The 16,898-nt window shown below is 47.2% G+C and carries 9 protein-coding genes; 7 read left to right on the top strand and 2 right to left on the bottom strand.

Features of this window, described 5'->3' with window-relative positions:
* Positions 1–81 precede the first annotated feature (81 nt).
* Complete coding sequence (locus tag IQ256_RS08250; RefSeq protein WP_228024683.1) at positions 82–1,071, bottom strand: CIA30 family protein; 990 nt, start codon at positions 1,069–1,071, stop codon at positions 82–84.
* Positions 1,072–1,368: 297 nt separating this feature from the next.
* Between IQ256_RS08250 and IQ256_RS08255 the strand changes: the two genes are divergently transcribed.
* Complete coding sequence (locus IQ256_RS08255) at positions 1,369–2,673, top strand: glycosyltransferase family 4 protein (RefSeq protein WP_193855060.1); 1,305 nt, start codon at positions 1,369–1,371, stop codon at positions 2,671–2,673.
* A gap of 271 nt (positions 2,674–2,944) precedes the next feature.
* On the opposite strand, the gene IQ256_RS08260 is transcribed toward IQ256_RS08255, so the two are convergent.
* Positions 2,945–4,342, bottom strand: coding sequence for an adenylate/guanylate cyclase domain-containing protein (locus IQ256_RS08260; RefSeq protein ID WP_193855061.1), 1,398 nt, complete (start codon positions 4,340–4,342; stop codon positions 2,945–2,947).
* 752 nt (positions 4,343–5,094) lie between these two features.
* Here IQ256_RS08260 and IQ256_RS29515 point away from each other — a divergent pair.
* From IQ256_RS29515 to IQ256_RS08290, 6 genes are all read left to right on the top strand, one after another.
* Positions 5,095–6,750 carry a response regulator gene (locus tag IQ256_RS29515; RefSeq protein WP_228024684.1) on the top strand — a complete coding sequence of 552 codons (1,656 nt, stop codon included), beginning with the start codon at positions 5,095–5,097 and terminating at the stop codon, positions 6,748–6,750.
* A gap of 146 nt (positions 6,751–6,896) precedes the next feature.
* Complete coding sequence (locus IQ256_RS08270; protein ID WP_193855062.1) at positions 6,897–7,259, top strand: response regulator transcription factor; 363 nt, start codon at positions 6,897–6,899, stop codon at positions 7,257–7,259.
* 24 nt (positions 7,260–7,283) lie between these two features.
* Positions 7,284–7,841: a chemotaxis protein CheW gene (locus tag IQ256_RS08275; protein ID WP_193855063.1), complete on the top strand. Its 558-nt coding sequence runs from the start codon at positions 7,284–7,286 to the stop codon at positions 7,839–7,841.
* Between the two features lie 251 nt (positions 7,842–8,092).
* A complete protein-coding gene (locus IQ256_RS08280) occupies positions 8,093–11,989 on the top strand; it encodes a GAF domain-containing protein (RefSeq protein WP_193855064.1) in 3,897 nt (1,298 codons plus the stop codon).
* 138 nt (positions 11,990–12,127) lie between these two features.
* Positions 12,128–15,628 (top strand): response regulator, encoded by a 3,501-nt coding sequence (locus IQ256_RS08285; RefSeq protein ID WP_193855065.1) that lies wholly within the window; start codon positions 12,128–12,130, stop codon positions 15,626–15,628.
* A complete protein-coding gene (locus IQ256_RS08290; protein WP_193855066.1) occupies positions 15,625–16,605 on the top strand; it encodes a chemotaxis protein CheW in 981 nt (326 codons plus the stop codon). Before IQ256_RS08285 ends, IQ256_RS08290 begins: the two co-directional genes overlap by 4 nt.
* Positions 16,606–16,898 lie beyond the last annotated feature (293 nt).

The raw sequence follows: 16,898 nt of genomic DNA on the forward strand, positions 1-16,898 counted from the left end.
GACGACTAGTTCTGTTGCTCCTTTCTTCGTTTTGGATCTTCGTTTTGGATCTTTGTTTTGGGTCTTCGTTTTGAGCAAGCATCATGCCTGGAGAATAGCTTCATCTTGCTGAACCCGATATAGACCTATCCGCTTGATAGCTAGCTTAAAAGGTCCCGCTGTAAAACGAGGGTTAAGCCGCTTGTCATATTCAAACTTGCTAAGCATGAGCTGAAACGAAACAGTCTTAGCCGACTCGTAAGGAGACGCATCAGGAACCGATCGCGCTCGAAAAGTCGGTACTAGCTCTGCAAAAGGCACGTCCACACTAATCCATTCATCAGCTACGGTATCAAACCCATAGATATAGGCCGGACTATCCCAGCCAGCATTGTTTCGCAAAATAAATTTGTAGCGATGGCCATCTCCTTTCACCTCTAGCCGTAGACCCATCCAACCAGAAAAGTTGAAAGGCGGCTCAAAGTTCTGCGTTCTTACCGACGAAAACCCACCTGAATTGTCGGTTGAGACGACACCCGCAAAGACTGCTTGCTGGTCTAGCTGATTTCTGTTGACCAAAGATATCTGACCCTGGCTGACGCCCCCCATCACCACATCATCTAGCGCTCCCCATGCCGACAGATCGCAGCCTGGCTCAGAAAAATCAAACACGGGTTCCACAACCTGACCTCCTCTCTCTTCTTCCAATCGCATAAGTAACGCCGAGATTTGAGCAGCTCCGCTACCTGCTACTGCCACATCTGCTCTCATGAGCTGTGCTATTAGCTGCTCGCTTTCCTCGGTATTACCTGCTGCTGCCTGCAGCCTCTTTTTTGGGAATATTTTTATTCGCGTGCCTACAGGCAAACGTTGACGCAGCGAGCTAAGTTCCTCGGCTGGCAAATCGCCGACTATAGCCACTTTCTTAGTACTGGCATCGGGTGATTCGCCGGGAAAGTTCTTGGCCTGTCCCAACCACTGCTGTAGCCAGCGGAAACTTCCCAAAAAAGGGATTTCGCCAAAGTAATTCAGGGTTTGAAAGAATCGCTCCGGGTTCCACTGAGCCGGGTTTTTAGGAGGTGTCTGAGACATAGATATGTGCTTTCGTCGATGATTTTGGGAACTGATAAATGCAGGGGGTGTAGCAAATACTACCTGATGTGTACTTAGGAGCCTGCCTCTATCTTGCGGTGAATCTTTTAGTCTATCGATGCAATTAGTGCGATTGCAGTGGTGCGATCGCAGGGCCACTCCTTCGAGTTACCGCGACTTTCTTCTGCCAGCTACTGCTCTAACTGATGCGTTCTCTCCTGATGCGTTCTCTCCTGATGCGTTCTCTCTTGATACGTTGTCTCACCGCAAGCGCTGCTTGTCTCAAAATTTACTGATATGCGTATTCTTGTCTATTCTTATAACTACTACCCAGAGCCGATCGGCATCGCCCCTCTTATGACAGAGCTTGCCGAAGGGCTAGTCAAGCGAGGGCATCAAGTGCGGGTGGTAACCGCGATGCCAAACTATCCAGAGCGCAAGATCTATCCTGGTTACAAAGGCAAGCTTTACAAAAGCGAATACCGCAACGGCGTCGAAATTGAACGCTGCTTTGTGGCCATTCGTCCTCAGCCCGGTTTGCTTTGTCGGGCGCTGTTAGAAAGCAGCTTTGCAGCGCTTAGCGTTGTCAAAGCAATCAGTGGCTGGCGACCCGACGTGATTCTCTCAACTAGCCCTTCCTTGACGGCCTGTTTGCCAGTTGCCGTTGCCAAAGCGTTTCATCGCTGCCCTAGCGTTTTAAGTTTGCAAGATATTTTGCCCGAAGCTGCAATTCAAACTGGGCTGTTGACTAATCCGCTAGCAATCAAAGTCTTTGAAAAACTAGAAAAATTTGCCTACGCTAACGCTACAAAAATTGGTGTTATCAGCCCATCTTTTACCCGAAATCTGGTTGAAAAGGCGGTGCCCGCTCAGAAAATAGAGTGCATTTCAAACTGGGTAGATGTCGACTTCATCGTGCCCATGTCTAAAGAGGACAATGCCTTTCGTTTGGCCTACGGCCTAGGCGGTAAGTTTGTTGTTTTATATGCGGGTAATATTGCGCGTACACAGGGTGTGCGTACCATCATTCGAGCGGCAGCGCAGATGCAGTCTAATGCTGACGTGCAGTTTGTTATTGTTGGAGAGAAAAGTCAGCTCAGCGAGCTAGATCAGCTTCGTAATGATCTAGGCGTTCAGAATCTATTGCTGCTGCCATTTGTTAGCCGGGAGAACCTGCCAGAGATGCTAGCAGCGGCGGATGTGTCGCTGGTAATGCAAAAGCAAAATGTAGTTGGCTTCAATATGCCGTCAAAAATTCAGGTGATTATGGCCAGCGGTCGGCCAATCATTGCTTCTGTTCCAGCTCATAGCGCTGCGGCTGAAGCGATCGCTCGCAGCCAAGGCGGTATGGTGACAAAGCCCGAATGCCCTACGGCGCTAGCAAGCGCAATTCAAACGCTTTATGACAATCCCAAAGCAGCTATAGCATTTGGCCAGCGCACCAGACAGTTTGCCATTGAAAACTATTCTTTCGACCAGGCAATCAGTGCCTACGAAGCGCTGCTTGGAAGTGTGATTAAAGACCGTACGAGCGATTCACTACCTCAGCCTTCAGTGCTTACAATTACGCCAGACTTTGCCCGCTCCGACCTAAACCAATAGCTCGCTCTTACCTAGCTTTCTATCTATCTTTGCCTGATACAGCTACAGTCTGAATGTCTAGAGCAAACCGACTAGAGCAAACCGTCGCAAACAGGCTGACTATACAGTTAATGCTATGGCTACAGATGTGTAGGAACGCAGATAGGAAAGGTCTTGGCCACGAAGATAGGGACCAAATGACGCTACTCACTTTCATGCCATTACGCTTTCATATGGTCTGCTAAGCTAGCCCACACAATTAACTAAAGTACCGCTACCTAAAGTACTGCGTTTAAGTATTTATAGCTAGCCCTGGAATAATAGGAGCTGAATTCGGTGGTACGTTAGGCTGACGTATGAGTTTGCCGTTCGTTTCTTCAGCATCATCTCGTATGCTGTGTATATCGGCGCTGATAAACGTCTCATCTTTTGTCTCGTGGTATAAGACATGGCCTTCCTGTAGAATCTTGTCCACAGCAGATGTATATATCTCTTCTCTTTCCGAAGACAAGAGCACCTTATGCAGCTGACTTTTCAACATCTGAAAGCTTGTTACTTTCTGCCGAAGCTCTTGAACTAAAGAAACTGTAGGTATTGCTCTAATACGCTCAGTTAGGCTCTCCCACTGATTGCAGCACACGTAATAGAGAATTTGCTTGATGCAGATATGCTCTTCAAAGGTCTCTATCTTATCAGCAACGCTCTTATACAGCGCCGCCATATCATCAGGCTGCTGCCGCTTAAAGGCGATCCCTACGAGGGAAGGATTGCTTTCCAAAAGAGAAGGGCTACCTGCTTTCGTTTCGGTATGGCTATCTTCTCCGTAGAAATCCTTCAGACTTTCGACAATAACCTTGACAATTAAGCTATAGTCTTCGGCTTCACCTGAGCTGTTGATAGTGTCGTTCAGAGTATCTTGGCACTCGGCTAAGTCTGCATTTCGATCAGTTAACGATTCCAACAGTAGTTTGAGCGAAAGACCTTCTAAAATCTTGGCATTGTCTTCCCACCTATCGTGATGTACTGCATAGAGTAATTTTTTGATCCGGTGGCTTTCTAGATGAGCAGAGAGCGCTTTTAATACTGTGTTCAGTGGTGTGACAAGTGGAAAGATAGCTTCGCTGAACTGGGCTGCGTTTTTTTGAGGTTGCACACCGGGTGGCCACACATGATAGGCCGCAACGCATTGTTCTATATTTTTGAGAGATAGTTCTCCGGCGTAAATGGCATCTAGCTTCAGTCTATACTTTACGACTTCATACACCACTTGAGACATACAGATCGCGCCAGGTTTTGCCTCCGACTCAAGCCTAGCCGCAATGTTAACGCCAGTGCCCATCATGTCTTCTTGATTGAAGAAGATATCGCCTAAATGAACACCGATGCGGTGGGTGAAATGCTCGTCAGCCCGGCCATTTTTTGCGAAGGTTGCAAACTGCCTTTGGATCTCCATTGCACAAGAGACAGCCTTAACTGCGCTGATGAAATACATCAACACACCGTCTCCAGTTGTTTTTAGAATCTTACCCTCAAAGGAATTGCACAGTTGCTTGATGACCTTGAGATCTCGATTGATCATGATCAATGCGGTATCTTCATCCTGTGACATTCGCTTGCTGAATCCCACCGCATCTGTGATCACTATAGCAGCTAGGGATCGCTGCGCTTGAGGATGGGCAGGCGTGTTCATGGGCAGTCTCTGTTAGGTAGATAGGCGAAAGTCGATTCATGAGTCTGTATGGACGATGGAGCTATCAGCTCAATAAAGCGAGCAGGTGGTGCTGACTCAAGAAACTAATCTAGCCTTGTAGGCTAACGGCTTGTGAAAATGAAATATGGAGACTTATCAGTAGGCTTTAGAGTTACCGAGCTACTTGGGATTCTGCTGACTTTCTACAAAATCCCTTCCTCTATAAAACCCTTTATTAAACGGCTGACTTCAGCATACCCGACTGAACCTCTTCTATTCTCAACACATTGGTACCCTCCACCGTCGACGATCTCGAAAACAAATGATTTCGGTACGGTGGCGCTAGAGGCGGAAATTACCTAGAACAAATCTATTCGTAAGATATAATCCAGTATTCCTATTTACAGAATTATGGTAGAGCAGGGTTGTTGCTCTGATATGTTGAATCTCTCAAGTATTTATACTCGCATTTGATAAGTTAGGTGTTTGTCCGCTGTCAACACTTATATTTTTTGATATATATTTTTTAGAAAAATTTGGTTTTTAAAAGTAGCGATTCGGGAATAACATCAAAGAATTTTAGATGGAAATTAAAGAATCTTGGTTATACTCCTTGACTACGATTGTGTGATGTGAGGTTGTCAGGAAAAGACTGCTTGCGTTGGCTCGTAGGGATAGTGGTTTGGGAATAATCTTTAGAGACTTCAAGAATTTAAGCTGAAAGACATTGGATGTCACTTCTGGCACAAAATATGACCCCAATAGAAACGATCCAAGAGAACATAGTTGCCAGAAGGCTGACGGATAAAATACGTTATTGCTACGAGCAGCAGTTTACCGGATTTCTCAAGATCACCGGATCAAAAAACAGACCGTGGTACGTCTATTTCTTGCTAGGTCGAATCATCTGGGCACAGTCGAGCCAGCATCCTCTTCGAAGCTGGAAAAGGCATTTGACCGTTCATAGCCCTGTACTTGCTGAGCAAATTAATGAGCCAGTAAGCCTTTACTATGAGTATTGGAATTACTCAGCGCTCTCTCGCCTAGTTAAGCTAAAGCAATTTCCGCGAGAGCAGTTTTCTAAGGTTGTCGAAGGTTGTGTGACAGAAGTCCTGTTTGATATTCTGCAAGCAGGGACGCTACAGTACGAGAAAGCTGGCGAGTTGCTGATCGAAACACAGCAGAAAGAAGCTGCTAGTATGCCTCTTGTTATGCTTGAACAGCTTGATTCGTGGGAAAGAGCGCAGCAAGACTGGCAAAAATGGAAGGAGGCGGGTCTAGCTAAACTCTCTCCTAATTGGGCTCCTGCTATCAAACAGCCTGAAGAACTTAAAGCGCAAACGCCCCTACAGACATTCCAAACCCTAAACAGTTTTGCGAATGGAGAAAACACGATCAGAGATTTGTCTATCAAGTTTAAACAGCCTATCATTCCAATTGCCAAATCCATCTACCCCTATGTTTCTAGGCGTCTGTTGGTCTTCACTGAAATCTCTGATATTGTAAACAAGGCTCATCATGGCTTTCATCCAGAAATGATGGAGGTTCATCAAGCTGCGGATGCTGGTAATAGTGAGAAGGATACAATCCCTGAGGGTCAAATCCAGAGGGAAGCGGTGCTAGCTGCGAGACAGCCTAATGTAGAATCAGCTACTGAAGCTTCCAATTCTGAAGATAGGCCGAATGAAAAGCTCGTTGCCGAGAGGTCGCTTAATAAAGGATTTGTGGTAGGAGAATCATTAGCAAAAGGGACGTTAGAGACAGGACTAACGAGCCAAGAGTTGCTAAAGAAAGAATCGACTAACAAAAGACCAGCGGCTGTAGACTCGTCAGCTGGAGCACTGCCAACCGAAAAGCGCCCTAGCCCAGAACTTCAGGCCAGCTTGCTCTATAAAGAGCAGCCCAAACAGTCGCTAGATGCAAAAAAGCAGCCTCAATCATCAAACGCTTCTCAGTCCAACAGTGGGGTAAGAAAATCTGGTGAAGCTAAATCCAGTAAGTCAAAGAGAACCAAGAAGGCAGGCAACAAAAGATTGCCTAGAGTTGTTTATATCGACGATAGCCCCGCAGACAGCAGGGCGATGTCTTCTATTGTAGAAAAGCTAGGTTATGAGTACGTCAACATTCAAGATCCACTTCAAGCGCTGCCTATGCTAATTGAACTAAAACCTAAGCTTATTTTTTTAGATTTGGTCATGCCGATTGCTAATGGATATGAAGTGTGTGCTCAGATTCGACGAATTACCGCATTCAAGGAGATACCGGTGGTTATTGTGACTAGCAACGATGGTATTGCCGATCGGGTTCGCGCAAAACTAGTGGGTGCTTCTGGCTTTATGGGTAAACCTATCCAAGAAGAAAGGATTTTAAAGGTGTTTCAAAAGTATCTGCCTAACGGGACAAGATAGTAGAGAACTGCCCGATGCTATGGCTGAATAGCCCTTAGCTAGAGCCGTAGTTCTCCCAACTTTTCAACTTACTTCGCATGTAGCCTGATGGCTAAGCTTCGTTCTTAACCAAAGATAATTCACATTATTCGCGAGTTTAAAAAACCATGACAACTGCTCTAATCGTAGAAGATAGCCTTACTGATCGAAATCTTTTGACCTCCTATCTACAGAAGGCTGGAATGACTGTAGAGACAGCGCAAAGCTGCGAAGAGGCGCTTGACATTATTCAACAGATGTCTCTAGACGTTGTTTTTCTAGACGTTGTTTTGCCAGGCCAGAGCGGATTTGAATTCTGTCGCGACCTCAAAACAAACGAAAACACTCGAAAGATCCCAATTGTGATTTGTTCTACTAAAGACACAGACGCCGATAAGCTGTGGGGCTCTATGTTAGGTGCAGATGCCTATTTGACTAAGCCTGTCGATCAGCAACTGCTAACTAAAACAGTTGAACAACTCATCTCTTAAAAGTAGCTAACGGAAGGTTGCATCATGCTATTAACTGAAGACGACAATAGGCTCCAATCTCTGAATCCTGCGATCGCACTTCAAGATCCTCTCGGACTATCGCCTTTACCCAAAGATAACCGGAAGCGGTTTTTGAAGTTTGTGCTCTCTTCGGGCCAGCAGGCTTTACTGCCTCTTTCCCAAGTTCTAGAAGTGATGCAGCTCCCTTCTGGTGATATTTTGCCTATTCCCGATATAGCTGGCTGCATTATGGGCGTGTGTGTGTGGAAAGGGGAAACGCTTTGGATCGTTGACCTCAATCATCTAGCTGGCTACGATTCACCCTACCAAGAATCTCAGCTGATCGAGACGCTGAACGTAATTGTGGTTCAAGATAACAATCAAACATTAGGGTTAGTCGTAGAACAGGTCAGCGATATCGATCTGTTCGATGAGGAAAAGGTCATCAAGAAAGCTGGGCTTTGTTCCCCTGGAATAGACCCTTTTGTTTTAGGGCACCTGCCACAGCAAGATGCTCTCGTGTTGAAGGTCTCTTCTATTTTGAATGCTCAACAGCTACATGCTTATCATAAGCAGCTTTGATCTGTGTAGCTCTGAATCTATGCAGCTTCGACCTACGCAGCTTCGATCTAAAGCTCTGGCTTTACTCGAATACGCTTTTAGGCCCTCAGCTTACCTGATAGTAGGGCAACTCACGGCCCACCACACTTACAACGCCGTGATCTCAAAAGCTTTTAGCTGCGATCGCGCCTCTGAATACGCGATCGCCTCCCGGATTTTCTAACTCCAAATCTTCTCCTAAATTTTCTAATCAATTCTAATAGAGACTAATCATGACCACAGCAAACTCTTCTCGCAACGGTTCTTCTGAGATTGGAAACGTTGACTCCCCACTTGATGACAATTCTTTTCACGAATCTGTTTTTTACGAATCTGATAATGAGGGAGCCGTAGATATCGTTCTGCTATCAGAAGATATCGAAGCTGGAGAACAAGAAGAGATTGATACTACCCCCGATGTAGAATCCGCTTTAGAGCAACCTGCCGTTGACCTATCGTCGCGTTCTACTCAGCCTCTGACCAAAAAAGCAGGAAAGCGAGCCTTCTCAGTCGCTAACCGCATGGCACAGGCGACCAATATTGAAAATCTCTATCAAATTGCTGTCACTGAACTTCGTAAGCGTTTTCAGGTAGAAAGGGCGCTAATCTACCAGTTTCGATCAGAGACCGAAGGCACCGTCATCGCTGAATCTCAAAACCCCGACTACAGCCCAATGCTAGGTAAGTCTTTGCCTGCGATCGCCTTTGGCATGAGCGACGCCAAGAGCTACAAACAGCGGCCATCAGTAGCGATCAACGATACCTCTGAAGAGACCGTTACACCCTACCAAATGCAGCTGTTTAATCAGTTTCAGACAAAAGCTAGTCTGAGTCTACCTATCTTTTTAGAAGATCAGCTATGGGGTCTACTCGTTGTCCAGCAGTGCAGCGGGACTAGACAATGGAACGAGAACGAGATTAGCTTTTTGTATTTGGTTGCAAGTGAGCTGCAGGTCAATCTTTTGCCTCTGAGCTTCCAATCTGAACGGCAGCTTCTGACCACATTAAGTAACAAAATTCGGCAGACCTCAGATCGAGAAGCCATTTTCAAGAGCACTACTAGAGACCTTAGAAAGTTCTTGAGTGTGGACCGCGTTGCTATCTGCCAGTTTCGCCAAGACTACAGCCTTCAGTTCATTTTTGAGTCGAAGACTGGAGAAGTAGAACCGATGCTGGATGTAGTTTTAGAAGATAGCCACTTACAAAGCCAGGAGGGTGGAATCTTTCGCCAAAGCAAGCCTTTTGTCGTACATCACGTCGAACAAGATTCGAGTCTAACGCCGTGTCATATGGAAAATCTCACGGATTTTGGCATACAGGCTTGTGCAATTGTCGCGATCTACCAAGGTCAAAAGCTCTGGGGATTGCTAGGTGCCTACCAGCACGGTGGCGCTCGCTACTGGGAAGATAATGACATCCGGTTATTGTCTCAAGTGGGCGATCTGGTCAGTGTTAGCTTGCATCAGTCAGAGCTGCTATCAGAAATGGATAGAGCTGCTGAAAACCAAGAGGCGTTGCCAGAGATTATCAACAAAATTAGCAACACCGCCTACACCGAAAAAATCTATCAAACGGCTGTAGAAGAAGTTCGTCAGCTTTTAAACGTAGAACATGCTTGCATTTACAAGTTCCGCCCAGATTACTTCGGCGATTTTATCTACGAGTCCCATTCAGGTGGATGGCCGAACTTAGTAGGCAGTGCCTGGGAAGATACCTATGTGCAAAAGCATCAGGGGGGAAGATTCCAAAACACCGAACAGCCTTTCCTCGCTGACGATATCTATACCGCCGGTCTAAGTGAGTGTCATATTCAAACCCTAGAATATTTCAAAGTTAGATCCTTTTTAATCGTGGCGATTAGGCAGGAGGGCAAGCTTTGGGGTTTGTTAAGCACTTTTCAACATAGCGGCTCTCGGCACTGGCTAGAAAGCGATGTCAAGGTTTTGCAAGAGATTAGCCGTCAAATGGAGGCCAGCTTGAAAGGGGCCGACTACATTGCTCAGCTACAGGCACAGTCGGCTGAGATGACCAAAACGGCTCAGATGGGACGTTCGGTGGCCGAACTAGTGCCTCAGATTCTACAGGCCAATGACACCGAGCAGATTTTTAAAACTGCACACAAAGGACTGCGACGACTGCTCAAATGCGATCGCATCGCAATCTATCGCTTCAATGCCGACTGGAGCCATGATTTGCTCTATCCGTCGGGTTCGAGTGATGCAGAGAATAGTGGATTCGGGCAAACGCTATCGGCAATTTGGCCTAAAACCGATCTACAAGAAAGCCAAGGCGGACCGTATCGTAACCAAGAGGATCTAGTTGTCAACAACATCTACGCGGCAAATCATTCGCCGCTAGAGATTGACCTGCTCGAAGCCAATGAGATCCATGCTTATATGACCTCACCTGTTTTCAAAGAAGGTCAGCTATGGGGCTTGATCAGTGTTTATCAAGAAGGTGAACCTCGCTCTTGGGCAGAAAGCGAGATCAATGGACTCAAACAGGTTGGCTTGCAGCTGGGAATTGCAATGCAGCAGGTTGATTATCTTGAACAGCTAAACCAAACCACCCAAAGAGAACAGCTACTGAGTAAAATTTCTGAGCGGCTCCGCCAAGTCACCGATCTGCCAAAAGTGCTCAAAGCGACGGCTAGAGACATTCGAGAAATGCTTGGAGCGGACCGAGTTGGCCTATATCAGTTCGACCCAGAAACAAACTACCTTGTGGGTGAGTTTGTAGTTGAAGATATCGCTGCTGGCGTGCGCTCTGCCATGGCCACCAAAATACAGGATCATTGTTTTGCAGAAGATCAGGCAGAGAACTATCAAAAGGGCCGCTACTGGGTGGTTAATGACGTACAGACCCTCGATTTGCCTGACTGCCTGATGGAACTGCTAGCTGAGCTGCAAGTAAGAGCTAGCCTGGTTGTACCGCTGCTCAAAGGCGATGTGCTCTGGGGCCTGTTTGCTATTCACCAGTGCCAAGGACCGCGCGAGTGGAAAGAGATAGACGTACAGTTTGCCCATCGTATCGGTGCCCAACTTAACGTCGCGCTGCAGCAGGCTGACTATCTCAGCCAGGTTCAAGCACAGACTGCCAAACTCACTGAAACTGCCGAGCGAGAGAAGGCATCTAAAGAGCAGCTTCAGCAGCAGGTTATCCAGCTATTGCAAGCAGTTGGCCCGGCATTGCAAGGCGATCTCACCGTACGGGCTCAGGTGACAGAAACTCAGGTAGGCACGGTTGCAAGTGCCTATAACAGTACGCTGCAAAGCCTACAAAAAATTGTCTTGCAGGTACAAGCGGCAGCCAACAAGGTCAGTGAGACCTCTAAGCAAAGCGAAACCTCTGCCGATGCTGTAAAGCAGCAGGCACAGCAGCAGGCAAAATCGCTAAGTCAGGCATTGGATCGGGTTCAGCAAATGATGGATTCTACCGAAGCGGTGGCTCAAGATGCCCAGCAGGTAGAGGCGGCAACTCAGCAAACCAACCAAATTGTGCATCAGGGCGACGCCGCTATGAACCGCACTGTAGATGGCATTATGGCTATCCGCTCAACGGTGGCCGAAACCAGCCAGCGAATCAAGCGACTCAGTGAATCTTCTCAGAAAGTCTCTAAAATTGTCAATCTGATTAGTAATTTCACAACGCAAACCCAGCTTCTAGCGCTGAATGCTTCTATCGAAGCCACCCGCGCCGGAGAGTATGGCCGAGGGTTTGTGGTAGTGGCAGATGAGGTGCGATCGCTCGCTCGTCAGTCAGCTGCAGCCGCCACTGAGATCGAACAATTTGTTCAAGAGATTCAAGTGGGCACTGCAGAAGTTTCTACAGCGATGGAGACCGGCATTCAGCAGGTTGCTCAAGGTACCGATATGGTGACTGATGCCCGCCAGAACCTCACCGCTATTGTTGAAGCGACTAGTCAAATCAGTCAGCTAATCGCCGAGATTACTCAAACAACTCACAAGCAGGCTGATGAATTCAAACTCGTTACCAAAACCATGAGCGCAGCTACAGAGATTGCCGACCAAACGTCTGAAAGCTCCAACGATTTGGCTCAATCTATTCAACAAGTGCTAGAGACAGCCGCTGCGTTGCAGTCTAGTGCCGGTAAGTTCAAAGTTGAATAAGACGCCGACCAACCCCGTTAGGAATGAGCAATTTCTAGCGGGGTTGATGGATGATTTCTTTTAATTCCAGTCGACTCTTTCTTTGTCTCTCACTTTTCACTCACTTCAACTGCCAGCTCTCTAGATTTAGGCCATCTCATGACTACAGATATCTCGGTTTCTGACCAAACCTATCAGTACTTTTTGCAGGAAGCCGCTGAACTTCTAGAAACAATAGATGATGAGCTGCAAAATATTGGAGAAGAATTCAGCGTTCAAAAAGTTCATAATCTGATGCGCGCTGCCCATACGCTCAAGGGCGCTTCGGCCAGCGTTGGGCTCGATGCTATTAAGAAGACAACTCACTCTCTAGAAGACGTTTTCAAAGCGCTGTGCTATCAAGACACAGTCATCAGTAGTGAGATGGAGGGTTTGATCTTTCAGGGCCACGACTGTTTGAAACTGTTGATGTCGGCGCAGCTAGCAGGTGCTCAAGTTGATGAGGCTGACATCCTCGATCGGATGGCAGCGGTCGTGACTAGATTGCAAAATATGCTGGGCGATCGCTTTGGCCAGGGAGGCCATTTGCCAACTTCAAGCGAGCTTGGGTTCGATATGACCCAGTCTATCTTTGAAGTGGGGGTAGCGCAGCGGATACAAACGTTAGAAGAAGCACTAGAAGAGCCGGATGCAGATGAGCTGTCAGAACTTTTAGAGACTCAGGCCGAAGTGTTTCTAGGTCTTTCAGAATCTTTGAATTTGCCTGGATTTGGTGATATTGCTACCGCTACACTACGCGCCCTAGAGAAAAGTCCCGATCGAGTATTGGAGATTGCACCTGTAGCTTTAGCCAATTACCAAGCGGCCAAAAGCGCTGTACTTGCAGGTGATCGCGAACAAGGCGGTAAACCTTCAGCCGCTTTGCAACAGTTCTACGGGCAGGTCAAAAGTGATGCTAAGTCGCGATCGCGTTCTTCCACAGGCAGACAGTCAGCAAATAGGCAGTCGACAAGCAGTCAGACAGTCAGCAAAGCTAAGAACAAAACCCCACAAAGCAATCCAAACTTATTTCATAGAGTGTGGGCAGCCCTTACCCAGACCGTGAGAAGAACGCTCTTCGATCAGGCTTCGTCTGCTACAGCTCCAACGCCCAAAGCTTCTAAACAAACGTCTAGCCCAGTTCCTAGCCAAGTTTCAACGACAGCCGCTAAGAATACAGCAGCGCTTCCGGCTCTCTCTATTGAGGAGGCTGTCAAAGATGATATAGCAGCGCTCCCTAATTTCTCTATCGAAGATCTCTCTATTGAGCATGCTATCAAAGATGACAAGGTAGAGACTGGGGATTATAAACTTGGCGACAATGAATTAGAAAATATAGCTGAGTTAGCAAAGAGTATAGATGTCGTAGATTCAGTGGAAGATGAGCACGAACAGCTTTCATCGGCGCGATCGTCCGAAGAACCGCCAAGATCAGCTGCGGCAGAGACGACTACAGCATCTCGTACGACCGGTAGCCAGACCCAAAATGCAACCATTCGTACGACGATCAAAGATCTCGATCAGCTCAATCAATCTATGGGTGAACTACTCACTCATCACAACCGACAGGCACTGTACAACGATCAGCTAACGACTCTGATCAAAACACTCTTCGACCGAATTTCTGGCCAGCAAGACCGTCTGAATCAGCCCGTTAATCAGTTTCAGAACCAACCTCTGGGCGAATCTCTGGGCCAGCACCCAAATCAGTCTCTGGGCCAGCCCACAGCCCAATTCCTAAGTCAATCCTTGAGTCAATCCCTAGCTCAGGACAATAGCCAGTCATTAGATAGCTATGCTGCTCAATTTGACTCTTTAGAATTGGATCAATACAGCGATATACAGCTACTTTCTCAATCGTTTTTAGAAGAAACGCTTCAACAGTCCGAGCTGGTTGAGGCTATTGAACTTTTTGTCTCTCGATCGGGGCAGGAACTGGCTAAGCAAAAACGGTTGCTAGCTGGCGCTCGCGAGGTTCTAATAGGAACTAGAATGCTGCCTTTAGGCAAGATTTTCCAGCGCTTTCCTTTGGCGTTAGAGCGATTAAAAGGACAGTATAAAAAACAAGTTGATTTGAGCATTGTTGGCAGCAACGTACTCGTCGATAAAGTAATTGCTGATAAGCTCTATGATCCTCTGCTACACCTGTTTCGTAACGCCTTCGATCACGGCATTGAACCTGCAGAGCACAGGGTCCAAAACAACAAACCTGCTACTGGTAATATCACTATAGAAGCCTTACAAGAGGGTCGCCATCTAGTGATAAATGTTAGAGATGACGGACAAGGGCTGAACCTTGAAAAGATTCGACAGAAGGCTATAGATACTCAAATTATTACTGCAGAAGCCGCAGCTACACTGACACCAGAGCAAACAACGGACCTGCTGTTCGAGGCGGGATTTTCTACCGCAAGTGAAGTGGACGATCTCTCAGGTCGTGGTGTCGGTCTAGATGCGGTGCAGGCTCAGGTGCGATCGCTTCAGGGCTGGATCACTATCGACAATGAACCTGGCTCAGGTTCCTGTTTCAGCCTTCATATCCCATCGAGTTTGACCATTGCCAAGCTTTTGCTTTGCCAGGCAAAAGAGCAAATCTATGCGCTAATCGTCGATGCTGTCGAACATATTCTCGTTCCTAGCGCCAAGCAGATGCGAGTCCGAAAAGGTGGCAAAACACTGATTTGGCAAATCGGCAAAGAGGAACAGCTAATTCCTATTTATCCGCTCGCTGATGTGCTGCACTACAAGACGCCTATGTCTAGACATCGCCTCCTAGAAAGCAACATAGAAACAAGGGAGACAGGCAAAACTATTAAGGATATGTCCGCCGCGCCCATTATCTTGCTGCGGCATAAAGATACGCTAGTTGGCCTAGAGGTCGGTCAGCTATTGGGGGAGCAAGAGCTGGTCATTACCGCTCTAGAAAAGACGATCCTGCCACCAGACTATGTGTATGGCAGCAGCATATTGCCAGATGGCCAGCCAACGCTGGTCCTTGATGGCGTAACGCTTGCTAAAGCTGTTATTGATCGCTACTTCGTCAACGGCTCAGAAGCCGACGCTAATATCGGCGCTAAGCGCAAGTTCGAGAATAAAGACAAAGAGGGTATTAGTAACCATTCAGATAAAAAGTCCGCTCGGGCAAAATCTGCAAAGAACGAGCTTACTCTTCCCGGAAAGTTAATCTTGACGGTAGATGATTCGATTACAGTTCGCAACACTCTGACCGAAGCGCTACAGAAGTCTCAGTATCGGGTGATTCAGGCTAGAGACGGTGCGGAGGCACTTCAGCAGCTCAATCGGCATCCTAATGTCGCTGCGATTTTATGCGACATCGAAATGCCCGGCATGAATGGATTTGAGTTTCTAAAGGCTCGTCAGCAGCAGCCAGCTATTGCCGCTATTCCCACCATCATGCTGACATCTCGCAAAGGTGCTAAGCACCAACAGCTTACCGAAGCACTCGGCGCGACTGCTTATTTAACCAAACCTTACTTGGCTCCTCAGCTCCTACAAACTGTAGCCGAAGTCATCAAGACTCACGTATTCAAAGATCAAGTCTCTAAAGATCCGATATCCCCCAGAAATTCGCCGAGCACTGCCGTAGGAGAATCCTCATGACTTCTTTGAACCAGATAGCCCCTGACAGGCTGCTATCTTCAACTGCCGATCGCAATCCTGATCGGCTTCATAAGTACATTGCGTTTAAGCTAGCAGACTATTCGTTTGCTCTACCTAGTGAAGATATTTTGAGGGTGGTTGCTACCCCACCGCCAAGCCAAGGCGGAATGGTTAGCATGGGTCTAGTTCAGCTAGCGCAGTACAGTATTCAAATATTGAATTTGCCAGAGCTGCTTAGCCTCAAAGCTTTTGATCGCGGGGATACAGACGATAGGAGTAGCGACAACCGGAGCCAGCAAGACCCCTACCTAAACGAGTTTGCTGAAACTGCTTTTGCTCAAAATCCACCGTTTTTGATAGTATTGCGCGATGCGGACGAAAGCCTTTGGGGAATTGCGGTACATGAGCCCCCCGACTTGATAGAAATTTCTGATCGTTCGCTTAATCCTGTGCCACCGGAAAAAAGACTACTCGGAGCGCTGCAAGGAGTGTCTTATATCGGTAGCTATGGGATGGAAGGCGATCGCCACACCCTACTCATTCTTGATGTGCCTGTTCTTTGTGCCCATCAGCAAATCGACGTTACGCCTGACCAGGCTAGCTCAGTAGAAAATAACGCGACTGTAGGGATTGAGCCAGCTTTAGGGACTGAGCCGTACTCAGAAGTTGAATTCCCCGTAGAGATCGAGCCGCCTTTAGAGGTGGAAGCTCCTTTAGGCATTGAGCCACCTTTAGATTTGCGGATTGAGCCGCCTTTAGAAACTGGCCTTTCTCTGGAAACTGGCACTCCTCTAGAAACGGAGCTGCCTTTAGGGATTGAGCCACCTTTAGAGGTTGAGCCGTCTCTAGAATCTGAGCCACCTCTCGGGATTGAGCCACCCTTAGAAATCGAATCCCTACTAGAAATTGAACCTCTTTCAGAAATTGATCCGCCTCTAGACATCATTTCCCTAGATGAAGTCAATGAAGACATATAGCTAGCGTCGGACGCATCCGTAGGCTAGCTGAATACTTTTCTCTTTGATAGCAGGAGCTGTGCTGTTAAGAGACTGTAGAAAAAAGTAGTGAATGCTGTGGAAGACTTATTTTCTGGACAGTGCGAAGTTTTTCTCTAAGTAGAATCTTTTCAGGAATCGGCAAAGCGATCGCGTAGAGTGCCGAACATTCCAGTACCGAAAAGGCAAGGAATGTTCGAGACTGGTTGAATTACCACACTCAACCAAATCAATTATGGAACTCTACACTCGCATTGAGCAAGTGCTCATGAGGC

Source organism: cf. Phormidesmis sp. LEGE 11477 (assembly GCF_015207105.1).
Lineage (GTDB): Bacteria > Cyanobacteriota > Cyanobacteriia > Phormidesmidales > Phormidesmidaceae > Phormidesmis.